The sequence below is a fragment of the Wolbachia endosymbiont (group A) of Oxytorus armatus genome, from assembly GCF_964027005.1.
GTDB lineage: Bacteria > Pseudomonadota > Alphaproteobacteria > Rickettsiales > Anaplasmataceae > Wolbachia > Wolbachia pipientis.
In genome coordinates, this window is the sequence record NZ_OZ034719.1 from 607,503 (window position 1) to 634,023 (window position 26,521).

A 26,521-nucleotide genomic window follows, 5' to 3' on the forward strand; every position below is an offset into this window, starting at 1 on the left:
ATTCATTCGCGGTATCTCTTAGCATAGATCCCGCTAACAAGTAGCGGGATGAAGAGAAAGGGGCTACTTGGATGACATTCTTCCTGGTGTGCCCAAATCACAATGTTCGTACATCTGTGGATTTATTCGCGGTATAGATTCCGCTAACGAGTAGCGGAATGACGGTTTTTCAAATTGTCGTAAGTCAGTTTAGCTATAATATCAAATTTCACAACTTCACCAACTATTTCTTTCTATTAAATAAGAATAAATTGCCTATACAAAAATAGATTGGCAATATTTCAAGTCTGCCAAGCAGCATTAAAAACGATAGAAATAATTTTACTTCATTACTGAAAGAAGAATAGTTACCTGAAGGGCCTATTAAGTTGCTGAACCCTGGACCAGAGTTTGTAAGCGTTGCAGAGACTGAGCTGACGCTAGTTATAAAGTCCGCATTGCTTAAGTAAGACATCACTATTGATGAAATGGTAAACGTTAACATGAAAATCGCAAAAAATATAAAGACGGAGTGAACTTCATCATTCTCCAGGGTTTTTCCATTGAATTTTACTTTATTACCTGCGCCTGGGTTTAATAAAAGGCGAAAGTGATTTTCTATAGACCTTAGAAAAATGATCAAACGAAAGATTTTGATTCCACCACTTGAAGAACCACTACATCCACCAACAAAGGTTAGAAAAAAAGCTAAGACTGAAATGAAACTCCAATCTATATGATTACAGATTGCATAACCAGTTGACGTAATCAAGGAAGTGATGGTAAATGTGCTGCATCTAAATGATAATGACACTCCTAAATCAACATCTTTATACAACCAAAAACAAGCAAATAAAGATGAGATAGTAGCTATCTTAACAAAGTAAGAGACCTGTTCATCATAGCAAATGTCTAACCGTCTTATGATTTTTAAATAGCTAAGAAAAGGCAGAGAACCCAAAATCATAAAAACGATCGTTATGGCTTCTAGTATGGGATTATTATAGTGCCCTATAGAATCATTATAGTTAGCAAATCCACCAGTTGATACAGCAGACATTCCGTGACATATTGCATCAAATAGTGGCATACCAGCTAGATAATAGGAAAATATACATAACAAAATTAAGCCATAATATATTGCCGTAACATGAATTACTACGCTTCGCGTGTTCGGCAACTTCCTTTTGGTAGCATCTGAATATTCAGAATAAAGTAAATTATTTAGGCTGAGAACCTTAAACATAGGAAAAACTGCAATTCCTAAAGTGATTACACCAAAACCCCCCATGCCATGTAGCATTGCTCTCCATAGCAGTATTCCTGGAGATTGTTTTTCAATATCATTAAATATAGTTGCTCCTGTGGTTGTGATGCCAGATATCGTTTCAAACAATGCATCAACATAGCTCAGATTATCAAAATAGAAAGGAATAGCTGCAAACAGAGACAAGGCAATCCAGGTGCAACTAGTAATCGCAAAAATTGCTGGCATTCCATGCAATCTACTTAATTTACCGAGTAAAATAAAAATTGCGCCAGATGTGCAGGTAATTATGAATCCAGCGAGGAAATTTTTCCATTTGTAGCTGAGACATTTATTAGTAATAGCAGGAATAAGCATTGCTAAGCTAAACAGCAATAGGAATATTCCCACAATAAATACAATTGAACGCAAATTTTGTAAACGTTGATGATTTTTCATAGAATTACTTCCTCGCTATACAAAGCCATAAAAGCTACTCTAACGTCAAGCACTTTGTTGGCCTTTATTAACAGTTATTAACAGTATACTTGATTTACTTGTAAATATGTGTGATAATTAAATTTTTATTAGAGGTAAGATATGGTTGAATTAACTAATGCACAAGAAGAAATTCTAGATTCATTAAGACAGGCAGTCTGGAATGGCAATTTTCAAGAAGTCCAGAACGTACTCGACAATAATAAACATAATGATATACAAGCAGTTTTGAGCCACGAGGGGACTTTGACTAGTGACAAAGGTACCATTTAAATGATGTTATTGGCTGTACTAAAACTAGCGTTAACACTAAAGTAGGGATCATTGAACTAATTTGGCAGAAAGCTGATAAAGAAACTCGTGATTTTTTGTGTGATTACAAGGTAGTAAATTCTTTTGAAGGTCAACCATATTTTGTAGATACAATAGATGGTCTTAAACCCTTTCAACAAAAAATTGACCCTAATAACACAGAATATTCTGCTCTTGCACAAGTTATTCAAGAAATAGAAGATCACAAGTGGGTAAAGGATCTTTATTCCAATGCTCCTATAGTAACTAACACTACTACACCAACTACTGGCAACAAAACCCCAGAAAAGAACGAAACAACCTTCTGGAGTGAACACAAAGGGAAAATTGCTCTAGGCGTTGTTGGACTATGCGTAGTTGGTGCTATTGCAGCCTATGTGCTGGCATATCCTGTAGTTGCATTAGTTTTAGAAGTTTCAGCAGTTTCAGCATTGGCTGTACTAGCTTATATTGGAGGAGTTTGTGAGAAATCAGAAAGTCCAAATACGAAAAGTTTGAACCCGGTTGTTTCTGGGTGTTGCAACAACGCAGAACTGCTTAATCAGTAATCCATTGTCATCCCAGCGCGCCGCGCTGGGTCTGACTACGCTAGAACAAAGAATATAAAAGAAACGTTGCCGTCACGTTATATCATAAACTTTTGCTGAAGCTTTCTTTATATCTTCACTTGAAAGTGGGATCAGACCAAGCCTAGATAGATATCCATCTTCAATGCCGATCGAATCTATAATTTCTTTTACGAATTCTCTTAATCCATCAACAGTATCCAAGTGTTCCCTCTTTATGTAAAGGTATAGAGGTCTTGCTAATATATATTTTCCCGATGATATATTTTCGTAAGTTGGCTCAATTCCTGCAATTGTGCTCCCTTGTATTTTATCTTGATTCCTCATTAAAAAGCTGAAACTAAATATCCCTAAGGCGTTTTTGTTGCTTTTCAATTTTTGTATTATTATATTTTCATTAATTCCAACTTCTATATACCTTCCGTCATCCCTTATATTACCACATGCTTGCTTTCTTTCTTCCTGATCTTTATAATTCTCTTTGAAAATTCTCGAGTTCATGCATGAATATTGATCAAGCATAATAAAATTAACCAAAGTTTCGTATGTGCCTGTATTTTGATGTGGACCATAAATTTCAATTTCTGTTTTTGGTAAGGCTTGATTTACATCAGACCAAAACTTCTTATTATTTTTTACTAATTTATCATTTTCTTGAGAATATGCAGATAAAGTTTCAAATAAGTCCTTCTTTGTGAAATCAAATCTATGGCTTTGATTTGAATTTGCAATGACAATTCCATCATAGCCAATGATGATCTCTATCACTTCATTAATTTTATTTCTTTTACATAGTTCTCTTTCTACTTCCTTCATAGGGCGAGATGAAGTGGTGATGTCTGGCGTGTCTTCCCCTATTCCTGAGCAAAACATTTTGAACCCTGATCCACTTCCTATTGATTCCACAACTGGAGTCTTAAAAGGGAATACACGATTGAACTCCTCGGCTATAAACGAGATAAAAGGAAAAACAGTTGAAGATCCAACAATTCTGATGTATTTCCTGGCATCAGCATTTGACAGCGGCGTGAATAATACGAATACAAAAATCAGGAGAAAGTTTCTAAGCATTATTTTTAGTTAAGAACATAAATCTAATTATTGTAACAAAACATCAAACTGAAAAGCTTTAATTGCATGACAAAAGCTACAGTTTACATTTAAATTTTATTTTATATTATTGTAAGTATTACACAACTTTAAGGGGCAATTATGGCAGTTATGCCAGATAAATGGATAAGAGAAAAAGCTGAAAATTTTGGAATGATAGAACCTTTTGTGAACCACAAAAGCAGCAAAGGTGTTATATCTTTCGGACTATCATCTTATGGTTACGATGCAAGAGTGGATAATAAATTTAAAATTTTTACTAATGTTAATTCAGCTATCGTGGACCCTAAAAATTTCTCTGAGAATAGTTTTATAGATAAAGAAACAGATGTATGTATAATTCCACCAAATAGTTTCGTACTTGCAAGCACAGTGGAATATTTTCGTATACCAAGGAATGTACTGGTCATTTGTGTTGGTAAATCAACTTACGCAAGATGTGGAATTATAGTAAACGTTACTCCCTTAGAACCTGGATGGGAAGGTCATGTCACACTCGAATTCTCAAACACCACTCCGCTTCCTGCGAAAATTTACGCTAATGAAGGCGCATGCCAATTCGTATTTTTAAGCGGCGAAAGTGAATGCGAGAAATCATATGATGATATGAAAGGAAAATATATGAATCAGCATGGTATCACTTTGCCGCTGGTGAAGTGATTACTACTTTCGTTGTGAGCTACCAAGCTGCTCTATAGACAATATTCCACTATCACCAGATAGCAAAGTTCGCGCTGATTCACTTTGCTTAAGATGTTTAATTGCTTGCTTTTTGTCAGTTCCAGTGCGCATACTGCAGCCAAGTTGGGAATCTATTCCATTTTCAACAATGTTACATGAAAACCCCATAGCAGTAGCGAAACCTTCTTGTTTATTAGTAGCATTTCCGGTAACAACACCACAAGCAGTGAAGTTACGATCATTTCCAACTGTTCGCATCATCATTCCACCATCTCGTATACCATCATTATTTATATTCTTTACTATAACAGTCTGGTCTACAAATCGCGTATTACCCACTTCTCGAGATATTACTTCTACAGTCGGTTGATTATGTAGTTGACCATTACTTACTAACGCTTGATTATGTGCTGAATGGTGTTGTTCTGAATTACTTTGACTATTACTCCCTAGTTCATTTTGCTCGTGCTCTTCATTGTTTTGATGTTGGTCAGTTCCTAACATGCTAGCTTCTTCTTCAACACGCTTATTGTATTCTTCACTTTTATTTACTGGTTGACCTTGACTGTTTTCTATGTCTTTTTGACTAAACATGTCTTTATTAATGTAATAAAAAATAAGACCAGGTATCAGTGAAATTATTAGATTTAATACAATGCACGGAATTAAAACCACGGTAGCAGCTATATAGATTAGAGAGCTAACTATAAACTTTATTACTTTAGATAATTTAGAATCATCTTTTTGAACATTAACAGCATTCAAAAAAAGCATAGTTAAGCTAAGAGATAATGCTGTTATAGCAGTAGGCACGATGATTGGAACAAGTAAAAAAGCATTGATTAATTTTTTTCCAGAACTAGTTGGTTTAGTGCTATTATTCAGTGATGCAAGATAGTTTTGACCAACATTAGTAATCCATTTTGTACCAGACAAGACTCTTTTACTATTCTCTTCCGACATTTCAAATTTCATTTTTACTACCATTTTGATAATACTAAATTATACTAAGAATTGATATTGTAAAGTCAACATAAATTTTTCACTTCCGCACTTTTTCATTGTTGCTTACAATAATTATAGCTACACCATGTGCTTTTCTTAATTAAAAACTTCAATTATTCATTGTAAGTTGTTGAATTTCTTGTCATAGTATCTGTCATCCCAGTGCCTTGACTACTTGGATCCAGCTTTCTATGTGACCTCATCAAAAATGTTTATTTTTCAGCCATTTTTATACTTATCAACTCAGTGTGCTTGCTTACAATTAAAATTCCTAGATCCCAGTGTCGGAGCACTGGGATGACAAAGGAGGAAGCACTGGGATGACAAGGTTATAGGTGTCATCCAAGTAGCGTGACACTTGGATCTTCTCTCAACAATTTCAAAAAAATCTATCAAAAGGAGGATTACTATGTCTACAATAATTTTATCATCAATTTTTGGTCAAGCAGGCAGCATTTTTGGGCCAATTGGCCGGATTATCGGCTCAGAACTTGGTGCTCTTCTTGGTGCACAGCTAGATGGGGCAATGTTCGGCCTTGAAGCCGAGCAAAAAGTAACGCATGGGGCAAGGCTAAAAAATCTGCAAGTTCAAACCTCAACCTACGGCAGAACGATCCCAATTATCTATGGCACTGCTCGTGTTGCAGGGAATATTATTTGGGCACAGCCAATAAAAGAAGAGGCGATAACCACCAAAAGTAAAATTGGAAGAGGTATGAACGTTACATATAATTACTATGCAACGCTTGCAATTGCGATCTGCAAGGGGAAAGTAGAAAAATTAAACAGAATCTGGGCAGATACAACATCACTTAGCTTTGATGAAATAGATTATACTTTTTACAGCGGCAGAGAAGACCAAAATCCTGATCCATTTATGTCATCAATTGAAGGAGAGGGGAATGTGCCGGCTTATAGGGGAATATCTTACATAGTCATCAAGAATTTTCCTTTAGCAGACTATAATAATCATGTTCCGGTATTTACGTTTGAAGTGCAAACTGCAGTAAAGTCAAATGAATTTTCAGTAGCAAAAAATATTCGGAATATCAATATCATACCAGGTTCAGGTGAGTTTGTATATGATACAAAAATACAGAAGAAAATCGCGCAAGAGAAAATAAGCAGCAACCAATATATCCCATATGGGCTGGCGCAAAGGGTAAATCACAACAACCACACTAAAAACCCCAGTTATGGATTAACCAACACAGTAAGGCTTAGAAATAGAAGGCTTTTTTGACTGCATGGAATATGAAATTAATGTAGAAAAAATATGTACCAGAAAATTTATTGGCGATCTGTGCCGTGTATGTTCAAGCTCAAATTTATTTTTTAAACAACCAAAGACTGTCTCAATAATCGACCTTTTTCTCAATAAAGCCTTCTCTTTTAGTGAGATTAGTGCGTTTTTCATGCCTTTTTTCACTTTAGTGACAAGCTTTAAACCTCTATCGAAGAGTTCCTCAAAGAGCTCCTTCTTGATATAGCCTTTATCTCCGAACAAAAGTCCTGTCAGTCTTTTAGTTATAGTTGGCACAGGTATCAACGTTACCTTTGGTTAGAGTAAGTGATTGAATTTCTCCAATTTCGTTAATCACCAAGTGCAATTTAAAGCCAAAAAACCAACCATACGTGCTCTTACCAATTTCTGCTAAACCATCAAAAACTTTGTTCCTAGAGATCCTTTTCTTGTGGCAAATGGCAATCGTAGAAGTGTCAATGTAGGAAGTACCTGTCATTTTCGCTTGTTCGCAGAACCATTGAAGAAGTAATGCTAAATACCGTAAAACTCTCGGCTTTAAGGCAATAAATCTGTGATATGAAGGCATCTTTGAAAATTCTGATCTATAGAGTAACTTAAGGTAACAAAGATAAAAAGCCTTGAAGTTTTTACATGGCGATTGGTGGTATAACAGGATTATGGTTAGCATTTCTGAGTGCGCTATTTCTGGTACTCTGGTTGGTTTTTTGCCATTTGATAAGAACTTATTTGCAAAATTTTCATCTACTACACGACAAAAATCCTCGACGCAGCAGTAAAGTTCTGTAATATCTTTCTTCATGGGTAACCTCTTAAATTATTGTTAAAATACTTGAGTTTACCCTATTTCCCTCTTTATTAATTCTACTTTTATCTGTTTTCTAATCCATAACTGGGGTTAAAAAGAGCGATGCAATGCTTTCTTTGGATCAATTAAAAGAAGATTTGCCAAATGTTGAGTTGGTGTCGGTGGTAGTCAATTGGTTTGTGAATAATCTGAACATTAAAGATTGTAAAATATACCCTGCAGTTGAATTTCAAGATGATTCCGCAATATTACCTGATGATTGGCAAGTAGGGGGTGTAACCAGAGATAATGCTCAGCTAATTTCAAAAGATGCGAGTGGAAACCCAAGATATGGTGGCACAGTTAGTGATTCAGCGCTAATAAGATATATAGAAGAGCTACACAGCAGAGGCTACAAGGTGATGCTCTATCCAATGCCCTTACTTGATACAAAGAACAAAGAGTGGCGAGGAAGATTGAGTGGGGCTCCTGAAGATATAAGTGATTTTTTTAAGAATCAGTACAACAAATTTATAGAGCATTATGCAAGCATTGCCAAACAAACTAAAGTGGAAGGGTTTATCATCGGTTCTGAACTTGTGCGGCTTACCAAAATGAGAGATGAACAAGGTAATTACCCTGCCGTTATAGAGCTAGTTAAGCTTGCAAAGCGAATAAAACTTCAGCTTGGAAAAGAAGTAACGGTAACTTACGCTGCGGATTGGAGCGAATACCATTCATATGATGGTTGGTATAATATGGATGAGCTTTGGTCTTCAGAGTACGTCGACGTTATTGGCATAGATGCTTATTTTCCACTGACTGATGGTCCAGAGCCTCCTTTTGGCTATTCTGCGGAAGATGTAATGGGTGGTTGGAGCAGTGGAGTGGGGTATGATTATTTCTATGATTACTCAAAAAGTGAGCCTGAAAAAGTAAAGTATAACGACAGCAGGTATGCGTGGAAAAATATAGAGAAATGGTGGAGTGAAACTCACATAAATCCAGGTGGTAGCGAAACAAAATGGCAACCAAAAATGAAAAAAATATGGTTTACTGAATATGGATTTCCCAGTATGAACGGCTGCACTAATGAACCAAATGTGTTTGTTGACAAAGGCAGCATAGAGAGCAAATATCCACGATATTCAAACGGAGAGGTGAGCTTTCTTTCGCAAAAAATTGCAATTGAAGGAACGTTAAAAAAGTGGCAAAGCTCGGAAATGGTAGAAAAAATGTTTCTCTGGGCGTGGGATGCAAGGCCATTTCCTTACTTTCCCAATTTATGTGATATGTGGACTGACTGCCATAATTGGCAGACAGGACATTGGATTCAGGGAAAGCTTTCACAGCTTAATATTTCCGATGTTTTATCGGATCTATTACAAAAAGCAGGTTTAAAAAGCGATCAGTTCGATACAAGCAACGTCAAAGGGTTATTGTCTGGGTATGTGATAAACGACCAGCAACCCGTACGTTCTATTATTAAAATGCTGCAAAGTTGCTATTTTTTTGATGTGGTTGAACAGGACTCTAAACTGAAATTTGTCCAAAAGGGCAGGGGAGTTACAACTGTAATGCCAATTGGTGAAACGGTTTTCAGTAACAATTCAAAACTTGCTAATATCAGTCAATTAGATTTAAACAATAAAGTTAACGTCGTTTATTTTAATCGCAATTTTGGCTATCCAATTGATGTTAAATATGCTGAGTTGCCAAAGCAAGGCGCTGCTATAACAGTTGAAATACCGCTCATTATGGAGGAGGGAGAGGCGCAAAATATAGCTGAGGTTTTACTTTATTCTTCGTGGCAAGAGAGAAATATATACAATTTCAAGCTGCCGATAAGATATGCGTGGCTTGCGCCAAGTGATGTAATGACGATTTTAGACGGTGAGAAAAAGCATACGGTGAGAATTATAAAAACGAAATTTGAAAGCATGTCCATTCAAGTAAGTGGTGTTGGTTATGACAGCTCCATATATAAGCTTTCTTTTCCTTCAACAAGGTCACTTATGCTGAAGGAATACCCTCCCTCTCACATTAGCAAAACCATCGTAGAAATGATAGATTTACCGGATATTAAAGGTAATAGTGCAAGCTTTACTTTAATTAGTGAGGAAAAGAATTGGAAGGGAGCAACACTCTTTATTTCGTACAACGATAAGGATTATAAGCCTATTGCAAGCACAAACAAGCAGTCTACTTACGGATATGTAATGGAATCTACCGACGAGGGGCTTATAGTAGTGTTACGTTTTGGAAACATAACTTCAATTGCGGACTCAAATTCAGCATTAATCGGAAAAGAGATAGTGAAATTCCATAGTGCTGAACTAATAGATAAAAATAAATATAAGCTTAGCAACCTAATCAGAGGACAAGAAGATACTAAAGAATATGATCATGCCACAGGTGAAAAATTTGTTCTACTTGATGATTCAATAATATCTTTCGAAGTGCAAAGGGGAAAAAAGTTTTACCTAAAAGCAGTGACTTACGGTGACTCGCTGGAAAATACGGAAGTGAAAGTGATAAATTCATTTAGTAATTGAAATTTAATAAAGTAAGTGCTAGAATTAATATACAGGTATTAATGGTAGAGATATAACATGTCAAAGGAAATGGTCAATGCGTTGAAAGCTGAAGTGAAGAAGCTCAAATATGCTGATTTCAAAGCTAACACTTGGGACGAAGTAATTTCTGGTGAGGGAACATATAAGGATCTTAATAGAACACACGGCCTTGCTATTAACGGACAAAAAATAACTAACGAATTTATTAACAATCTGTATTCAAACCATAAAAATCTAATTCTACGGGATGAAAACGGAAAAGGGAATTATCGTCCATTTCTCAGACAAATTTTTACAGAAATGTTTAAACACGTTGGTGCAACAATTCCCAATAACTCTATTATTGAGGAGTTAATAAATAACTATTATCAGGGCGGATATACTCATTTTCTTCCTAATGATATGAATCAAGCTCTTGGATCTTTTCATTTGTCAACGCAAGGCAACTGTATGACAAGAGAGTATATTATGGATTGTCGTGAACCCAATTGTATAAAGCTTAGTTTTAGCATGAAATATACAAAAATGCTTAACTATGATGATTGTACATATATCGAAACACCAGGTTTTTGCAGTTCAGCGGAGTTTAAACTGAAATGTGAAGATAAAAATGTAACATATGAAGATGGTAAAGTACTTCTTACCATTCCTAAAGAGCTAAAAAACTACAAAGTAAGTGGTAAGAATTTGTTTGATGTTATTGTTGAATATTTTCAGAAGCTTTGCGAAAAATTGGGCTTTAAATTTGAGACAAAAGTGGAACATAGCCTTGGTGAACCACTAAAGGTAGTAAGTGAGGCAAATGCATCTTCTGTTGAAGACTTAAAGCTTAAAGTGAATAATCAAAGATAAGGTATTGAAATTCAGGCTTTTCATGATTTTAGCTTAAGATTTCAGTGTCCGCTACTCGAATGACATCGTTTACTATGTAACATTGTACTTATACTAATGAAAAAAATACATTATAATTAAGTATATTTAATCCAGTAAATCATTAAGTGAAAACAGCTCTTTCGCAAAATATCATCTCTCTTATTATGATATTGTCTGTAGCAATTGTCGATATGGCAACTGACCTATACTCAGTTGCACTACCAAGCATTGCCAATTATTTTAAAGTAGAAGGCAGTGTAGTGCAGCTTACAATTAGCTTGAATCTAGTTGGATTTGCGGTATCTGGCTTAATTTATGGTCCATTATCGGACCATTATGGTAGGCGTCCAATGATGCTGATTGGTATGACAATTTTTACTTTGGCAAGTGTCATGTGTTATATAGCCGACAGTATTGCACTCTTGATACTAATTCGCTTCATACAAGGAACAGGGGCTGGTGTTGCAGGTGTTGTTGGGTATGCAGCAATAAGGGATATGTACTCGGGTAGTGAATACTCGAGAGTAATTTCAAAATTAAATATGGTTGTGGCACTCTCACCTGGAATAGCTCCAGTGGTGGGCAGTTATATAATTTCACATGGGTATAGTTGGAAATTTTTGTTTTTTATTATATCACTTGCAGCAATTGCTATACTTATTTTTATATACTTTAAGTTACAAGAAACACTCACTGTAAATAAAAATGAAACCAGTATAACTACTAATATCTTCAAGCAATATATATCAATATTTAGAAATTATCGTTTCCTTGGGTTTTCAGCCATTCATGGATTAACTTTCATGTGGCTTTGGGCATACATTGCTAACTACCCGTTCATATTTGAATCGATGGGCATTGAAGTACAGTATTTTGGCTACCTCATATCGATCATAGTCATATTTTACATAATTGGAACTTTAATTAATAGAAGGTATGTACCAAAAGTAGGGGTTAGCAAAATGCTAATAATAGGTTTGGTGTTACCGATAATATCCGATAGTTTATTGGTATATTTTTATTTCGCGGACAAGTTGAATATATTAATTCTTCAAGTCGCCTGGATTCCAGCCAATATCGGACTTGCATTAATAATAAGCAATAACGTAACTTCTGCTTTAGAAACGATCAAAGGTATAGGGCTTGGTAGTGCAGTTCTCTCATTCTGCAATATGATGTTTGGGGCTATTGGAATATATATAGTAGGAAAATTTTTTCGCTATGGTATTTTACCAAATTTACTATTAACAATAGCATGCTCTACAATTGCAATTCTTATGTACAGCCAGCTCAAATGTACTGAAAAACACAGGGAATAACCATTATTTGCGTGATCCAGAGCTCATGGATTATTAATGACTTTATCATGATAATATAATTTTACAGGGGGTGAGAGCTCATAGATTATTAACGACTTTATCATAACAATATAGTTTTACAGGAGGTATGGGATGAGTGATTTACAAAGTATAAATAATGATTGGTTTTCTGCTGTTATAAAAGGTAATACTAATAAAGTAAAGCGTCTAATAAGTGAAGGAGCTAAGGTTAATGCAGTAGATGAATATAACATGACTCCTTTACATTATGCTGCTACGAATGGCGATGCAGAGATAGTAAAAGATCTATTGGATAATGGGGCAGATGTTAATGCAGTAGGTCAAGATAAAAAGACTCCTTTACATTGGGCTGTTGCACATGGCCGTAAAGATGCAGTAGATGCCCTACTGAAAGTAAAAGGGATCGATGTTAATGCACAAGATAAAGATGGAAAGACTCCTTTACATGAGGCTGCTAAAATGGGCCATGCAGAGATAGTAAAAGATCTATTGGACAAAGGGGCAAATGTTAATGCAGTAAATCGAAATGGAGAGACTCCTCTCAATTTAGCCACTAACGAAGAAATACGCACTCTATTAATAGATACTGCTTTACTTGAGGCTGCTAAAAGTGGTGATATTAATGAAGTAAAACATCTAATAAGTGAAGGAGCAAGTGTTAATGCAACAGATCAAGATGGAAACACTCCTTTACATTTGGCTGCTGCAAATGGCCATACGGGTGTAGTAAAGGCTCTAATAGACGCAAAAGCTGATGTTGATGCAGGAGTATTTGGTATAAATCTGACTCCTTTACATTTGGCTGCTGCAAATGGCCATAAAGGTGTAGTAGAAATTCTATTAAATGGAGGAGCAGATGTTAATGCAGTAGAAAGTTTTTATGGAATGAATTCTTTATGTTGGGCTGCTAAAAATGGCCATGAAGGTGTGGTAAAAGTGTTATTAACAGCAAAAGAAATAGATGTTAATACATATCCTCAAGCATTACGTTTTGCTGCTAGAGATGGTCATGAAGGTGTAGTAAAAGTGCTATTAACAACAGAAATAGATGTTAAAACTCTTTCTGAGGAACTAGTTTTAGCTGCTCAAAATGGTCATGAAGGTATAGTAAAAGTGCTATTAACAGCAGAAATCGATGTTAATGAATATTTTCGGGCATTATTTTGGGCTGCTAGAAATGGTCATGAAGGTGTAGTAAAGGTGCTATTAACAACAGAAAAAGTTGATGTTGCAGCAAAAGATGATCGCGGAAAGACTCTTCTACATTGGGCTGCTGAAAAGGGCTATAAAGAGGTAGCAGAAGCTCTATTGGATAAAGGGGCAAATGTTAATGCACAAGATCAATATGGCAGCACTCCTTTACATCGGGCTGCTGAAATGGGCCATGCAGAGATAGTAAAAGATCTATTGGAAAAAGGAGCAGATGTTAATATAAAAGATAAAGATGGAAACACTCCTTTCAAATTAGCCACTGATGAAGGAATAAAAACTCTATTGCAACCCGCAGAAAAATCTGATGATGCTAGTCCAGTATTGCAAAATGATGAAGAAGAAAGCCAAGTTCCACAAAATGCTGCTTTATTTGAGGCTGTTAAAAGAGGTGATATTGATGGATTAAAGCGTCTAATAAGCGAAGGAGCAGATGTTAATGCATTAGATACAAATCTAAATAATTCTTTATATTGGGCTGTTAAAAATAATCACTCTACTACAGCAGAAGTTCTATTAGATAATGGAGCAGATTTGCATACTTTCGACCCTAGTCGAGAACGCGACGTGTTGAGTAGATACCAAGAAATAGAAACTGAACATAGCAAGAATTTTTACATCTGGCTGCTAGGCTTGGCAACTTGAAAGAAGTAGAAAATCTATTAAGGGAAGGAGCAGATGTTAATGTAAAAAATGATAAAGGAGAGACTCCTTTACACTTCGCTGCTGAAATGGGCCATGCAGAGATAGTAAAAGATCTATTGGACAAAGGGGCAAATGTTAATGCAGTAGATAAAGATGGAAAGACTCCTTTCAAATTAGCTGCTAACGAAGAAATACAAACTCTATTAGAAAACACAGCTAAATTACTTGAGGCTGCTAAAAGTGGTAATGTTGATGCAGTAACCCGTCTAATAAGTACAGGAGCAAGTGTTAATGCAACAGATCAAGATGGAAAGACTCCTTTACATTTGGCTGCTCGAGACAACAACAAAGAGATAGTAGAAGCCCTACTGAAAGTAAATGGGATCAATGTTAATGCAACAGATCAAGGTGGAAAGACTCCTTTACATTTGGCTGCTCGAGACAACAACAAAGAGATAGTAGAAGCCCTACTGAAAGTAAATGGGATCAATGTTAATGCACAAGATAAAGATGATAGTACTCCTTTACATTGGGCTGCTGTAAAGGGCCATGAAGAGGTAGTAGAAGCCCTATTGGGAAAAGATGGAATCGATGTTAATATAGAAGATAAACATGGAAACACTCCTTTCAAATTAGCCACTGATGAAGGAATAAAAACTCTATTGCAAAACGCAGAAAAAACTGATCCAGTGGATGAATCATCGACAGATAGTAAAGGGGATCAAGAGGAAGATGCTGGTACACAACAGAAAGAAAAGCTAGAAGGTAATATTCAACCAGGATCAGAAAAAGGAACTGATGTACAAGACAACGATGTAGGTCCTGTTGCTTCCACAGAACCTGCACAAACAGAAGAACAGCCGAGCTCTTTTTTTGGTAGTTTGTTTAGTATACTTATGAAGCCTTTTTCATTAATTGCATCATTTTTTGGTGGTTTTTTTTCATGGTTGTTTGGGTCTGACGAAGAAAAGTCTGACACACAACCTTATGATGATTCTTCTTCACCTGAGGTCGATCAATCAGTTGAACAAAATAATGGTGATCATAATGACCAGAGCAATGTGATTTGATAGTGATCTTCTACCGGAAAAGGTGTCATCCCAGTGCTTGACACTGGGATGGCTTTGTTGCATCGCTACTTATGAAAGGCTAACTATAGTTAGGATTATAAGTAACCTATTGAAAATCTTGTTTTTTTGCAATCAATCTGATCAAATTTAAGAATAGTAATTTATTATTTACATTAATAAATTTAATTCTATTGAAAATAGCTAAAGCATTGAAATTCTTGAATTTTAGCCGGATTAGTGAGTGGTAGTGAAATTTCTTTTACTCAAATTTAGGTATTCACTGACCGTTCTTGTTATAAATACCAGAATAATAAGCTACTGATATTCTCCATCTTTTTTATCTTTAATCCATCATAGCTAGCGATGCAACAAAGCCCACTGGGATCCAGAAAAATTGATTGTAAACAAGCATACTATACAACATTTTCGATCAAAAGCTGGATTCCAGTGTCAAGCACTGGAATGACATCATCTTGGATAACGTCACGCGCTGGAATGACAAAGAAGAGTGGGCTTTCATATGGTTATGCAAGAAGTCTACTGAATGTAAACCAGTTTCTCACACACACATTTTACCACATGATCGGCACTGATATTGAAATGCTCATAAAGTGTTTTATAAGGTGCTGATTCTCCAAAGCTTTTCATGCCAATAAATATACCGTTTGAACCTATGTATTTATGCCAACCCATTTCACTTCCAGCTTCAATTGCAACTTTGATGCTGTCATTATTTAATATCGCCGCTTTATATTCATCACTTTGCTCATCAAAAAGCCTCCAGCATGGCATAGAAACAACCCTTGTACCTATGCCTTTTTCCTGCAATTTCTCCCTTGCTTCAACTGCAATTTCAACCTCGGACCCCGTAGCAAATATTGTCACTTTTAATTCTTTTGAACATTCACACAAAATATATGCACCAAACTTCGATAGATTAGCAGATTGATCGATATCAGAATGCATGTAACTTACGTTTTGCCTTGAGAGCGCAAACAGTGCTGGAGATTCTTTCTTTTCGAGTGCAATGCTAACACACTCCAGAGTTTCAACTGCATCGGCTGGCCTAAAAACATATAGATTTGGTATAGCACGCAAAGAGGCTAAATGCTCTATTGGCTGATGAGTTGGGCCATCTTCTCCCACTCCAATTGAGTCGTGAGTCATGACATACATAACCTGCTGCTTCATCAGAGCTGAAAGACGTATAGCAGGACGACAATAGTCGGAAAATACCAAAAAAGTGCCGCCATAAGGAAGAATCGCGCCGTGAAGTGCCATACCATTCATACATGCTGCCATAGCGTGCTCTCTCACTCCATAGTGGACATAAGAGCCACTATAATTATTGCTATTTATTACCTGCATGTGCTTATATTTAGTGCAATTTGACCCAGTAAGATCAGCAGAACCGCCGATTAATTCCGGCATAGACTCAGTTAAAAGTTCCATTACTCTGCCGAAAGAAGATCGAGTAGCTTCGTTTGGCATTAGCTCACATATTTGTTTCTTCAGGTCAGCTAAAACACCAGCGATATTATCTGGTAGATATTTATCTAACCGTCTTTGAAGTTCTGCATGATACCCTGTCATCCCAGTACTCTCTCTTGTCATCCCAGTGCTTGACACTGGGATCCATTCTTTTTCTTCTTTCCTGGTCACGCGCTGGAATGACATCGTGTAGTTTTGTTTTGCTCTCTCAACAGTTTTCTTCCAGGCATTTTTCACATCTTCTGGTACATGGAATGGTTCATAATTCCAGTTTAATTTCTCTCTCATCTGTTTTATGTCTTCCTCCGAAAAAGCACCACTGTGAGCAGAGGATGTGCCAGCACGGCTTGAAAATTTTCCGATAATAGTTTTGCAGCAGATCATTGTAGGTTTATCAGACTTTTTTGCTTGCTCTATTGCAAGGGATATGGCATCAAAATCATGGCCATCAATTTTGTCAACATTCCATCCATACGCTAAGAAGCGTTTCTCTACATCGTCAGAACAGGAAAGGCAAGTAGCGCCATCTATAGAAATATCATTATCATCAAAAAGAGCTATAAGCTTATTCAATTTAAGATGCCCAGCAAGTGATGCTGCTTCATGGCTTATTCCTTCCATAAGACAGCCATCCCCTAGCATCACGTAAGTGTAGTGATTGATTCTGAATTGCTTTTTAAGGATTGATTCAGCAAGTGCCATGCCAACAGCAGCGGCAAACCCCTGACCGAGCGGGCCTGTTGTTGCCTCTACCCCGGAAGTCAAGCCGAACTCTGGATGACCTGGGGTCTTGGATCCCATTTGTCTGAAGTTTTTTAGCTCATCTATGCTAATATAACCTGTCAAATATAATATTGAGTATAGTAACATTGACCCATGACCGTTTGATAAAACAAAGCGATCTCTATTGAACCATTTAGAATCATCAGGATTATGATTCAGATATTTAGCAAACAAAACAGTTGCAACATCTGCCATGCCAAGTGGCATACCTGGGTGTCCAGAGTTTGCTTTTTGTACTGCATCAATTGATAAAAAACGGATGGCGTTTGCCATAGATTTTAAATGTGAGTGATTCATGTGTTAATAGAAAAACTTAAAAATGAAGTATAAAAGATTATATCAGCAAAAACAAGTTGACACTGAGTGCTAAAATCCTTAATAATCTAAAGTTAAATCGTGAGAGTTTTTATATGACAACTGTTATCACTAGAAAGTATAGGATTAGCCGTAGACTTGGTGTAAATTTATGGGGTAGAGCTAAAGACCCAGTAAACAAAAGGAAATACCCTCCAGGTCAACATGGTATTCTTGGATTCAAGAAGTTATCCGACTTTGGTAAGCAGTTTGCTGCGCATAAGAAATTTAAGTTTTACTATGCGATTTCAAGTAAGCAGCTCAGACGTACATTTTTAGATGCTTATAACAGAAAGGGTTATACGGCTGATAATTTTATCGGTATCTTAGAATCGAGATTAAGTTCTGTTTTATACCACTCTGGTCTTGTTCCAACAATTTACTCAGCAAAGCAGCTCATATCTCACAAGCACGTTACAGTTAATGATAAGGTGGTTAACATATCGAGTTATCGAGTGAAGCCAGGTGATATAATAAAAATAAGAGAAAGGGCAGCAAAAATCCCTGTAGTAGTAGAGGCTGAACAAAAACAAGAGCGCAAGGCTCCGGATTATTTAGAAGCAGATAGTAAAGAGCATTCAGTGAAATATTTGAGGTCGCCTCAATATTCTGAGGTTCCTTATTCAGCAGACATGGAAGTCAATTTAGTAGTAGAGTTTTACTCTAGATAGATAAAAAAAGCCCGTGTGGCGGAATCGGTAGACGCAGCGGACTTAAAATCCGTGGGTTTTGCGACCTTGGGAGTTCAAGTCTCCCCATGGGCACCAATTTAACTTAGCAGATAAATACAAAAAAGTATGAAATGGCTTGATATAGAAGATATTGTGGAAGCTCTGGAGGAAAAATTTCCAAATGAGAATATAATTAGTATCAGATTCACTGAGCTTAAAAAAAAGGTCTTGAGTTTAGAGGAATTTGATGATGATGAAAAACGCTGTAACGAAAAAATACTCGAAGCTATTCAAGCAGCTTGGATTGAGGAAAGATTAACCGCATAGCAATAAACCATACGCAAACGTGATTTCTATTACAATTTGCATATTGATTATGCTATTTTTTGGATCTAGCCTGGCAAGTTAATAATAATTTAACTAATTACAATTAAAACAGCTATAAGGTTAATTATGAGGCAAAGATGACAGCACAAAATTTGGTAAATGGAACGATCTTGGCAAGTGCTACGTTGAGATAAGTTTTGCATAAAAATACTGCTTTTACGGTGTGAGGCTAGAGGTTTGTAAAGCAGTTAGAAGGTTGTCATCTAAGTAGCGTGACCAGGGCTAGATTCCGCGGCGGAATGACGACTATGCAATATGCGTTGCGGAGTGACGATTATGGTCATACCGTCACGGTATCTCACAAACATGTAGCAGTAATGACAAAATCTCAAGTTATATGTATACTTTTATATTATCTACCTACTAAAAAAACAGAAAAATGCTCAAACGTAGCGGTCCAAAAAAATTAAAGTCTATAATTGAAAACTATGCATTAAAATGCATGAAAAATAAAATTAGCAAAAATGAAATACGTCTTATTTTAAACTGGCGAAATATAGTAGGGAAAGAAATAGCAGAGTGTACAAAACCGAAAAAGATCTCATATGCACAGAATATAAATTCGGGTGTGTTGCATCTGGTAGTAACAAATGGCAGCAAAGCATTGGAAATTCAGCATATGATTTCTCTTATAATAGAAAAAATTACGATATTTTTTGGCTATAAAGCAGTATATGGTATAAAAATTAAGCAAGAGAGTATTGACTATTTGACTATATAAGGTAATCTAAGTACATAGAATAATTTGGTATATTGAAGTGAGTAGAGTTTGTGAATTAACAAATAGAAAAAAATCTTTTGGTAATAAGGTATCACATTCGAATCGTAAAACAAAGCGTACCTTTCTTTTAAACTTACATAAAGTTACGTTGACAAGTGATATATTGAATAAAAAGTTTAGATTTCGTGTGGCAACAAGAACTTTGAGAACTATAGATTACAAAGGTGATTTAGATGCTTTTTTGCTCAACACAAGAACGATTAAACTAAGTGAGAAAGCGCAGAAGATAAAAAGAAGGTTGAAAAAAGTTTTAGTAAAGCAAGAGGTAGAGTTAGCAGTTTCAGATGCATAGCAAACCTCAATGGCTCAGAGCAAAAGCTCCGACCGGTGAAGTATTCAATGAAACCTTAAACATCGTTAAACTGCATAACTTGCATACAGTGTGCGAAGAGGCTGCATGTCCAAATATTGGCGAATGTTGGAATAAACGTCATGCTACTGTGATGATTCTTGGTTCTGTTTGCACTCGTGCTTGTGCATTTTGCAACGTTGCAACTGGCATTCCTGATAAACTAGACCCTCATGAGCCAGAAAATTTAGCAAAAGCGATAAAAAAGTTAAACTTAAAACATGTTGTCATTACTTCTGTTGATCGTGATGATTTACCAGATGGTGGCGCAAATCAGTTTATACAGTGCATAGAAGAAATTAGAAAGATAACTTCAGAAACAACAATAGAGATTTTAACTCCTGATTTTTTAAATAAGAAAGGAGCATTTGAAGCAATCGCTGTTGCATCACCTGATGTCTATAACCACAATATTGAAACAGTGCCGAGATTGTATGCAAAAATAAGACCACGAGCTCGCTATTTTCATTCACTATATTTACTGAAGATGGTAAAGCAGATTAATCCTAAAGTTTTCACAAAGTCAGGGCTTATGGTTGGTCTTGGAGAAACAAAAGAGGAAATACTGCAGGTTATGGACGATTTGCGCAGTGCTGAGGTTGATTTTATTACAATTGGTCAATATCTACAACCAACTCCAAAACATGCAAAACTTGATAGGTATGTTACCCCAGAGGAATTTGAGCATTATAAATATATCGCTTACTCCAAAGGGTTCCTAGTGGTTGCATCAAGCCCACTAACTCGGTCATCATACCACGCTGAAGAAGATTTTAACAGGCTCAAGGCTTGTCGTTGACATTTGCGTTAATTCAAATTAATTTTTACTAATTATAAAGGAGTTGAGCGACTTTACGTAATGTCTACTATAAAAATCAAGAAGAAATCGCAATTAGTTAAAGAGGTATTCGATTCCGTGGCAAGTCGCTACGACACCATGAATGATATAATGAGCCTCGGAATGCACAGATTATGGAAAGATAGGATGGTAAATAGTGTGCATTTTACAAAAAACTCTAAGGTTTTAGATGTTGCTGGAGGAACTGGAGATATAGCAATAAGAATAGTAAGAAAAGAGCCAAGTGCTAAGGTTACAGTATGCGATATAAATCAAAACATGCTAAGCAGAGGACGTGATAAAGCTATAAATTCAAACCAAATTAATTTTGATTGGGTATGTGCAAGTGCAGAAAGTTTACCATTTGAAGACTCCGAATTTGATTATTGCACAATAGCTTTTGGCATGCGAAATGTTTCTGACCGCAAGAAGGCTTTAAATGAGGCGCACAGGGTATTAAAACCACATGGGAAATTTATCTGCTTAGAATTTGCCCCTATGCACTATCAAAATGAGATATTTACCAAACTTTATGACTTATATTCATTTAAAGTAATTCCTAAAATTGGCAGCATAGTTGCTAAAGACAAGAGTTCTTATGAATATTTAGTGAAGAGCATCAGAGAATTTCCAACTCAGGCTGATTTTAAAATGGAAATTGAAGAGATAGGCTTTAAGAATGTTGAGTTTCATAATATGAGCTATGGAATAGTGGCATTACACATTGGAACAAAATGAATATTAAACTCTGGTATAGAACGCTGGATTATTATCTCATCCTTCCAGTGTTTTTTTTGCTCACTATAAGCTTCATTCTTGTTTATTCAGCAAGCCCTGTAATTGCGCAGCGTCTTTCTTTACCACAAGATTATTTTATACGGCGTCACACAATTTATATAGTCCTGTCACTAATTACCTTGGTAACATTTTCTTTTCTCAACACAAGAACTATACTTAACCTCTCGTTTGCAGGTTTCATTTTATTTACTATTCTAGTAGCAATTGCGATAATACTTGGTATAGAGGTAAAAGGTGCGAAACGATGGTTACATATTGTCAAAATTTCTGTTCAACCATCTGAGTTCGTAAGGCCATTTTTTTCTGTTGTTATAGCTAGTATCTTGGCCAGCGAAATGAAGTTTAAAATACACATATCAATCATAATATTTCTGTTAGTTTTTGTGTTGTTACTTTTGCAACCTGATTTCAGTATGTCTATGCTTTTAACATATTCTTTTATCGGTCAAATGTTTATTGCATGTATACCATTTTTATACTTTCTATGCATAATAGGAATGGCCACAACTGGAACTACAATAGCTTACTTATGCCTCCCACATATAAAGCAAAGGATTTACAATTTTGTCTTTTTTACGCAGCGCGATAACTTTCAAGTCACAAAATCATTAGAAGCATTCAAAAGAGGTCAATTAACTGGAGTTGGACCTGGTGAAGGTAGCGTAAAAGCCTCTCTTCCTGATTGTCATACAGATTTTGTGTTTTCTGTTTTAGCAGAAGAATTTGGTTTGATTACGTGCTTAGCCACATTGATGTTATTTGGCATCATTTCCGCCCGCTTGCTTTACATTGCATATAGGGAAAATGAATTATTTAATCTGTTGGTGATTCTCGGTATCTCAATGCAATTCATCACACAATTCATAATAAACATAGGGGTAACATTGAGTGTTTTTCCTACCACTGGCATAACCCTGCCGTTACTTAGCTATGGTGGTTCTTCTCTTTTATCTTCGAGCATCGCACTTGGCATAATGCTGTCTTTCAGTAGAAACCAAGCTATCGCATTAAAGTTTCGTGAGCGTGTTATGCTTGGAAGGTATATGGACTAAACTTGTACCGCTCACAACTATTATTGGTATCCCTCCAAAATGGGTATCTGTTCAGATGAGTGGCAAAATAAGGTAGACGAGAAAAGCAACTATAGGAACAAATGGGTGTCATGCAAGTAGCTGACACTGGTATCCAGTCCTTTTGCACAGTTCCATCAAAAACGTTGTAAAGCGCTTTCGTGTTTACCAACTTAGTGCCCAATCTGGATCCCAGACTGGGATGACAAAAAAAGGAGCACTGGAATTTTTGTTTCAGCATTAGCCATGCATCTGAACAGATACCAGAAAATATTCCACTGACATGCTGAACAACAAATACATCACTATGTCGTTTATCGCAAAAACTTATATTTTTCGTAACCATTCACACTTAATTCTGCAATTCTTTGATCTCACTCATAGAAAGACCAGTAGTTTGAGCTATAATATTAAAAGAAACACCTGCTTTAAGTAGATTCTTTGCGACTTCAATTTCCCTCTCTTTTCTACCTTCCTCTTTAGCAAGATCAAGTCTGTATTCAAGAATGGCTTCTTCTTTGCGCAGATCCATTATTCTTTCTTCATAAGCTACTAGATCTTTTTCATTCCAGTGAAACTTATCTAATTCATCATATGCTAGCTTTATTATTGGTGATTTTTCCGCAATTTTTCTGAGATCTTCGTCCGTTGTTTCATCTGCATATTTGAAAAAAAATAGCCAACGGTCTACTACACTTTCTAGTTGTTCTTCTCTACTCTTAGGAAATTTTGGCAGCTCTATGAAGATAAATTGAAAATCTTTTAAGTCATGCTCATTGGTTTTTTCATCTCTTATGGTATGGCTAGATATATAGTCAAGCTTATCAGGGAATAAGGTACAATTTGAAATCGCGATAAAGAAAATCTTCTTTAAATCAACGTATTTACCAGATTTATCAGCTTGTCTTGAGTAAGCCTTAGCAGCATAAAGTTGTGCGCGTTTTTCAAAGCCTTTATCACGAGTGAGCTGCATCTCAATTATATACCTGTTCCCACTAGAATCCCTGCAAAGAACATCAACAATGCTTTGTTTATCAGAAGCAATTTCAGGGTCCATAATGGTGCTTAAGAATTCTACTTCTTGTATAGTGTTGACTTCAGTACATCCTAAAATATCGTTTAAAAAATGGATAAGAATATTCTTATTTTTTTCAGTGCCAAAGATTTTCTTAAATGTTAAATCTAACTTTGGATCGAGAAATTTAGAAAGAGCCATAGTAAAAATACTGAGAAAAGATTAATAATTATACACTATTATTAACAACTATTCAACCATATTTTTAAGTATAGCTATACCGCCGCGGCGCTAACACGTAGCGGGATGACGAGCTTATCGTCACGCCGCCACGAACCGTCATACCGCCGCGGTATCTCTTAACATAGATCCCTTACTTAACCGTCATACCTTAACATAGATCCCGCTAACACGTAGCGGGATGACGATTGTCGTTTAGCCATAAATACTTAAGAAATTTACCAAACGAAAAAAAAGGCAAAAGAAGCCCTAGTCATTGTCTATTTTCAGTATTGGCGTTTTTTAAGTCTTAAACACTGCAATTTAGCTGCTTTTAAATGCAACTCACCTTAGTTTAAATGTTTAAGAAATTTACTAAGCAGAAAAAAAGGCAAAAGAAACCCCGTGTTAGCTAGTTGTCACTCTCTAATCCTGCAAATTGGCGTACTATACTGTCTTAAACGACTTATAAGCGCGTTTCAGCTTATATAGGTAAAAACCTAGAAATGTTGTGAAGACATAAGGTGCACATAGTGCAAAAAATTAAAAATAAGACGCCAACTACGTTGTTTTCTTGCTGTTTAATCTGCACAGATGAAGATAACTGAATACCTTCAATACCATGATAAGAGGACTGGCGGAGTTTGTCAAGCAAGTTTTTCGTTTCTGCGGGCTACTACCCTTTCTTGGTGGACTATAACAGCTGCAGAACCTAAATTGCTTCATACTACACCTTTCCCCTTTCCCCTGAAACTAGAATCTATATACTTAACTTTAGAAACTTTAAAATACGATGCGATCTAATATTAGGCAGTTATTTTACTATATAAAGCCTAATCTATCCTATTTTGTCATAGCTTTTATTGCAGTTTTATTTTCAGCCTTAACGATCCTCCTCTTTGGCAGAGGCTTAAACGATATAATTGATTCTGGCACAGAGCACGATTTTACTACCAAACTATTAGTTGCAATACTTATAGTTTTAGCCATTTCTCTCACTGCATTTACTCGGTTATATTTCATTGGCATTGGCAGCGAGAAAGTTATCGCAAGAATCAGATATGACTTATATAGCAGTATCACTAACTTGCAACCAAGTTTCTTTGAGAACACAGGCGTACAAGATGTTATCTCAGCGTTAATTACTGATACCTCTGTGCTGCAATCAATAATAAACAGCAGCTTACTAACCATATTACGAAATTTTGTGATTCTGATTGGCAGTGTTGCTATGTTATTATATACAAATATACAACTAACTGCGTATGCAGCCGCAATAATACCTATAATACTCATTATCATGACCTCACTTGGAAAAAAAGTGCGTAGCTATGCACGCTTTGCTCAGGATAAATTAAGTGAGCTTGCGTCATTTAGTGAGGAAAATTTTAGATCTATAGTGACTATCAAATCGTTTGTACTCGAAGAAAATGAAAAAACCCGTTTTAAGGAGTATTTAAACTCAGTATCAAAATCATACGTAAAATTAGTACTCTTGCGTGCTATTTTAGTAACTCTAGTTATCACGTGTGTGATAGGTTCACTAGTTGTTTTGCTCTTTTTTGGTATTAAAGAAGTCTTAAGCAATAATATAACTATTGGAGAACTCTCCTCATTTGTGTTTTATTCAGCGCTTGCGGCAGGAGCTATAAATAATTTGAGCGATAATATCAGTGATTTACAACGAGGTCTTGGAATAGTAGAGCGTTTATTTGAATTTAAAAATATGAAAAGCTCTATAGTAGATGCCGATGATCCTATAAAAATTTATAGTGTTCAAAAAGGAATTTCGTTTAATGGTGTAACATTTTTTTATGAATCTCAGCTTGATAAGCCAGAGTTAAACAATGTATCGTTTTCTATAGAGGCAGGTCAAGCAGTATCAATTGTTGGACCATCTGGCAGTGGTAAAAGCACCATTTTAAAGCTTCTGCTCCGTTTTCATGATCCAAACAAAGGTAGCATTACTATCGATGGGCACAATATTAAGTCAATTGCGCTAAATGACCTCAGATCGTTGTTTGGCTTAGTGCCACAAGATCACATGATATTCTCTTGCTCAATAATGGAAAATATACTATATGGCAAACCAGGTGCCGAATATGAGGAAGTGAAGCAAGCAGCAATCAGCGCTTATGCGATGGAATTTATTGATAAGCTGCCTGATAAATTTGATACATTTGTAGGAAAAAGAGGATTAAAACTTTCTGAAGGACAAAAACAGCGTATTATAATAGCAAGAGCCATACTCAAAAACCCTCAGGTTTTAATACTGGATGAAGCAACCTCTGCCCTTGATTACAAAAGTGAGAACCTCGTGCAAAAAGCCTTGAGCAAGTTAATGCAAAACAGAACAACAATCGTAATTACACACAGGCTATCAACCGCACTCAAGACTGACAAGATTATAGTAATTAATCATGGAAAAGTAGAAGAAGTAGGAACTCATGACTCTCTAATGAGTAAAGACGGGCTGTATGCAAAACTGGCGAAGATACAGTGGAATTGAAAGAAAATTTAAATCATACCGTTAGTTGATATGCTAGATTTATAATTAAAATTATTAAATTTTTAATTTTATTATTTTATAACCCCAGTTATGGA

Annotated in this window: 21 protein-coding genes, 1 tRNA gene and 2 pseudogenes; 18 read left to right on the forward strand and 6 right to left on the reverse strand. The window is 36.0% G+C overall.

The genetic code is table 11. The features are described 5' to 3' along the window. Nucleotides 1-223 precede the first annotated feature (223 nt). Entirely contained in the window at nucleotides 224-1,684 is a 1,461-nt protein-coding gene (locus AAGD79_RS03050; RefSeq protein WP_341811590.1) for a TrkH family potassium uptake protein, read from the reverse strand. A gap of 141 nt (nucleotides 1,685-1,825) precedes the next feature. On the opposite strand from AAGD79_RS03050, the gene AAGD79_RS03055 reads away from it, so the two are divergent. Together AAGD79_RS03055 and AAGD79_RS03060 are read left to right on the forward strand one after the other, a co-directional pair. Then, entirely contained in the window at nucleotides 1,826-1,996 is a 171-nt protein-coding gene (locus tag AAGD79_RS03055) for a hypothetical protein (protein ID WP_341811591.1), read from the forward strand. 95 nt (nucleotides 1,997-2,091) lie between these two features. Further along, a complete protein-coding gene (locus AAGD79_RS03060; RefSeq protein ID WP_341811592.1) occupies nucleotides 2,092-2,583 on the forward strand; it encodes a hypothetical protein in 492 nt (163 codons plus the stop codon). Nucleotides 2,584-2,655: 72 nt separating this feature from the next. Here the strand turns inward: AAGD79_RS03060 and AAGD79_RS03065 are convergent, their stop codons facing one another. Then, nucleotides 2,656-3,672, reverse strand: a complete 1,017-nt coding sequence (locus AAGD79_RS03065) for a substrate-binding domain-containing protein (protein WP_341811593.1) — start codon at nucleotides 3,670-3,672, stop codon at nucleotides 2,656-2,658. A gap of 141 nt (nucleotides 3,673-3,813) precedes the next feature. Between AAGD79_RS03065 and dcd the strand changes: the two genes are divergently transcribed. Beyond that, a complete protein-coding gene (dcd, locus tag AAGD79_RS03070) occupies nucleotides 3,814-4,371 on the forward strand; it encodes a dCTP deaminase (protein ID WP_006280485.1) in 558 nt (185 codons plus the stop codon). 3 nt (nucleotides 4,372-4,374) lie between these two features. Here the strand turns inward: dcd and AAGD79_RS03075 are convergent, their stop codons facing one another. Next, nucleotides 4,375-5,379, reverse strand: coding sequence for a hypothetical protein (locus tag AAGD79_RS03075; RefSeq protein WP_341811594.1), 1,005 nt, complete (start codon nucleotides 5,377-5,379; stop codon nucleotides 4,375-4,377). 427 nt (nucleotides 5,380-5,806) lie between these two features. Here AAGD79_RS03075 and AAGD79_RS03080 point away from each other — a divergent pair, with 427 nt between their 5' ends. Next, nucleotides 5,807-6,640 carry a hypothetical protein gene (locus AAGD79_RS03080; protein WP_341811595.1) on the forward strand — a complete coding sequence of 278 codons (834 nt, stop codon included), beginning with the start codon at nucleotides 5,807-5,809 and terminating at the stop codon, nucleotides 6,638-6,640. Here the strand turns inward: AAGD79_RS03080 and AAGD79_RS03085 are convergent. Further along, nucleotides 6,599-7,463: pseudogene (locus AAGD79_RS03085) on the reverse strand (IS982 family transposase). The gene AAGD79_RS03080 and the pseudogene AAGD79_RS03085 sit on opposite strands and share 42 nt — an antisense overlap. 98 nt (nucleotides 7,464-7,561) lie before the next feature. Between AAGD79_RS03085 and AAGD79_RS03090 the strand changes: the two are divergent. The 5 genes and pseudogenes from AAGD79_RS03090 to AAGD79_RS03110 form a co-directional block, all read left to right on the forward strand. Then, nucleotides 7,562-10,003 (forward strand): annotated as a pseudogene (locus AAGD79_RS03090) (glycoside hydrolase TIM-barrel-like domain-containing protein); the annotation flags it as partial. Between the two features lie 57 nt (nucleotides 10,004-10,060). After that, nucleotides 10,061-10,876 (forward strand): hypothetical protein, encoded by an 816-nt coding sequence (locus AAGD79_RS03095; RefSeq protein WP_341811596.1) that lies wholly within the window; start codon nucleotides 10,061-10,063, stop codon nucleotides 10,874-10,876. A 185-nt stretch (nucleotides 10,877-11,061) separates the two neighbouring features. Then, nucleotides 11,062-12,216 carry a multidrug effflux MFS transporter gene (locus AAGD79_RS03100; protein WP_341811637.1) on the forward strand — a complete coding sequence of 385 codons (1,155 nt, stop codon included), beginning with the start codon at nucleotides 11,062-11,064 and terminating at the stop codon, nucleotides 12,214-12,216. A gap of 132 nt (nucleotides 12,217-12,348) precedes the next feature. Continuing rightward, a complete protein-coding gene (locus AAGD79_RS03105) occupies nucleotides 12,349-14,091 on the forward strand; it encodes an ankyrin repeat domain-containing protein (protein ID WP_341811597.1) in 1,743 nt (580 codons plus the stop codon). After that, nucleotides 14,088-15,161, forward strand: coding sequence for an ankyrin repeat domain-containing protein (locus tag AAGD79_RS03110; protein WP_341811598.1), 1,074 nt, complete (start codon nucleotides 14,088-14,090; stop codon nucleotides 15,159-15,161). The genes AAGD79_RS03105 and AAGD79_RS03110 overlap by 4 nt, the downstream gene beginning before the upstream one ends. 537 nt (nucleotides 15,162-15,698) lie before the next feature. Here the strand turns inward: AAGD79_RS03110 and tkt are convergent. After that, complete coding sequence (gene tkt, locus AAGD79_RS03115) at nucleotides 15,699-17,732, reverse strand: transketolase (RefSeq protein ID WP_341811599.1); 2,034 nt, start codon at nucleotides 17,730-17,732, stop codon at nucleotides 15,699-15,701. 113 nt (nucleotides 17,733-17,845) lie between these two features. Here tkt and rpsD point away from each other — a divergent pair, with 113 nt between their 5' ends. The 8 genes from rpsD to AAGD79_RS03155 all read left to right on the forward strand — a co-directional run bounded on the left by rpsD (nucleotide 17,846) and on the right by AAGD79_RS03155 (nucleotide 22,665). Further along, nucleotides 17,846-18,460 carry a 30S ribosomal protein S4 gene (gene rpsD, locus AAGD79_RS03120; RefSeq protein WP_010962555.1) on the forward strand — a complete coding sequence of 205 codons (615 nt, stop codon included), beginning with the start codon at nucleotides 17,846-17,848 and terminating at the stop codon, nucleotides 18,458-18,460. Nucleotides 18,461-18,469: 9 nt separating this feature from the next. After that, nucleotides 18,470-18,556: transfer RNA gene (locus tag AAGD79_RS03125), tRNA-Leu, on the forward strand. A gap of 30 nt (nucleotides 18,557-18,586) precedes the next feature. Beyond that, entirely contained in the window at nucleotides 18,587-18,787 is a 201-nt protein-coding gene (iscX, locus tag AAGD79_RS03130; RefSeq protein ID WP_007552114.1) for a Fe-S cluster assembly protein IscX, read from the forward strand. A 439-nt stretch (nucleotides 18,788-19,226) separates the two neighbouring features. Further along, nucleotides 19,227-19,568, forward strand: coding sequence for a DUF721 domain-containing protein (locus tag AAGD79_RS03135; protein WP_010082513.1), 342 nt, complete (start codon nucleotides 19,227-19,229; stop codon nucleotides 19,566-19,568). A gap of 37 nt (nucleotides 19,569-19,605) precedes the next feature. Beyond that, entirely contained in the window at nucleotides 19,606-19,920 is a 315-nt protein-coding gene (gene rpmB, locus AAGD79_RS03140) for a 50S ribosomal protein L28 (RefSeq protein WP_006279619.1), read from the forward strand. Beyond that, nucleotides 19,913-20,776 (forward strand): lipoyl synthase, encoded by an 864-nt coding sequence (gene lipA, locus AAGD79_RS03145; protein WP_010082514.1) that lies wholly within the window; start codon nucleotides 19,913-19,915, stop codon nucleotides 20,774-20,776. Before rpmB ends, lipA begins: the two co-directional genes overlap by 8 nt. A gap of 60 nt (nucleotides 20,777-20,836) precedes the next feature. Next, entirely contained in the window at nucleotides 20,837-21,553 is a 717-nt protein-coding gene (gene ubiE / locus AAGD79_RS03150; protein ID WP_341811600.1) for a bifunctional demethylmenaquinone methyltransferase/2-methoxy-6-polyprenyl-1,4-benzoquinol methylase UbiE, read from the forward strand. Beyond that, complete coding sequence (locus AAGD79_RS03155) at nucleotides 21,550-22,665, forward strand: FtsW/RodA/SpoVE family cell cycle protein (RefSeq protein ID WP_341811601.1); 1,116 nt, start codon at nucleotides 21,550-21,552, stop codon at nucleotides 22,663-22,665. The genes ubiE and AAGD79_RS03155 overlap by 4 nt, the downstream gene beginning before the upstream one ends. Nucleotides 22,666-23,035: 370 nt before the next feature. Here AAGD79_RS03155 and AAGD79_RS03160 read toward each other — a convergent pair whose 3' ends face one another. After that, complete coding sequence (locus tag AAGD79_RS03160; protein ID WP_182320143.1) at nucleotides 23,036-23,899, reverse strand: Rpn family recombination-promoting nuclease/putative transposase; 864 nt, start codon at nucleotides 23,897-23,899, stop codon at nucleotides 23,036-23,038. 811 nt (nucleotides 23,900-24,710) lie between these two features. On the opposite strand from AAGD79_RS03160, the gene AAGD79_RS03165 reads away from it, so the two are divergent. After that, on the forward strand, nucleotides 24,711-26,426 hold the full coding sequence (locus AAGD79_RS03165) for an ABC transporter ATP-binding protein (protein ID WP_341811602.1): 1,716 nt from the start codon (nucleotides 24,711-24,713) through the stop codon (nucleotides 26,424-26,426). The last annotated feature ends 95 nt before the right edge of the window (nucleotides 26,427-26,521 follow it).

Bases quoted from the DNA above. Each gene is read 5' to 3' on its own strand.
- AAGD79_RS03050 (WP_341811590.1), bottom strand. From the start codon at position 1,684: ATGAAAAATCATCAACGTTTACAAAATTTGCGTTCAATTGTATTTATT.
- AAGD79_RS03055 (WP_341811591.1), top strand. From the start codon at position 1,826: ATGGTTGAATTAACTAATGCACAAGAAGAAATTCTAGATTCATTAAGA.
- AAGD79_RS03065 (WP_341811593.1), bottom strand. From the start codon at position 3,672: ATGCTTAGAAACTTTCTCCTGATTTTTGTATTCGTATTATTCACGCCG.
- dcd (WP_006280485.1), top strand. From the start codon at position 3,814: ATGGCAGTTATGCCAGATAAATGGATAAGAGAAAAAGCTGAAAATTTT.
- AAGD79_RS03075 (WP_341811594.1), bottom strand. From the start codon at position 5,379: ATGGTAGTAAAAATGAAATTTGAAATGTCGGAAGAGAATAGTAAAAGA.
- AAGD79_RS03080 (WP_341811595.1), top strand. From the start codon at position 5,807: ATGTCTACAATAATTTTATCATCAATTTTTGGTCAAGCAGGCAGCATT.
- AAGD79_RS03095 (WP_341811596.1), top strand. From the start codon at position 10,061: ATGTCAAAGGAAATGGTCAATGCGTTGAAAGCTGAAGTGAAGAAGCTC.
- AAGD79_RS03100 (WP_341811637.1), top strand. From the start codon at position 11,062: ATGATATTGTCTGTAGCAATTGTCGATATGGCAACTGACCTATACTCA.
- AAGD79_RS03105 (WP_341811597.1), top strand. From the start codon at position 12,349: ATGAGTGATTTACAAAGTATAAATAATGATTGGTTTTCTGCTGTTATA.
- tkt (WP_341811599.1), bottom strand. From the start codon at position 17,732: ATGAATCACTCACATTTAAAATCTATGGCAAACGCCATCCGTTTTTTA.
- rpsD (WP_010962555.1), top strand. From the start codon at position 17,846: ATGACAACTGTTATCACTAGAAAGTATAGGATTAGCCGTAGACTTGGT.
- iscX (WP_007552114.1), top strand. From the start codon at position 18,587: ATGAAATGGCTTGATATAGAAGATATTGTGGAAGCTCTGGAGGAAAAA.
- AAGD79_RS03135 (WP_010082513.1), top strand. From the start codon at position 19,227: ATGCTCAAACGTAGCGGTCCAAAAAAATTAAAGTCTATAATTGAAAAC.
- lipA (WP_010082514.1), top strand. From the start codon at position 19,913: ATGCATAGCAAACCTCAATGGCTCAGAGCAAAAGCTCCGACCGGTGAA.
- ubiE (WP_341811600.1), top strand. From the start codon at position 20,837: ATGTCTACTATAAAAATCAAGAAGAAATCGCAATTAGTTAAAGAGGTA.
- AAGD79_RS03155 (WP_341811601.1), top strand. From the start codon at position 21,550: ATGAATATTAAACTCTGGTATAGAACGCTGGATTATTATCTCATCCTT.
- AAGD79_RS03160 (WP_182320143.1), bottom strand. From the start codon at position 23,899: ATGGCTCTTTCTAAATTTCTCGATCCAAAGTTAGATTTAACATTTAAG.
- AAGD79_RS03165 (WP_341811602.1), top strand. From the start codon at position 24,711: ATGCGATCTAATATTAGGCAGTTATTTTACTATATAAAGCCTAATCTA.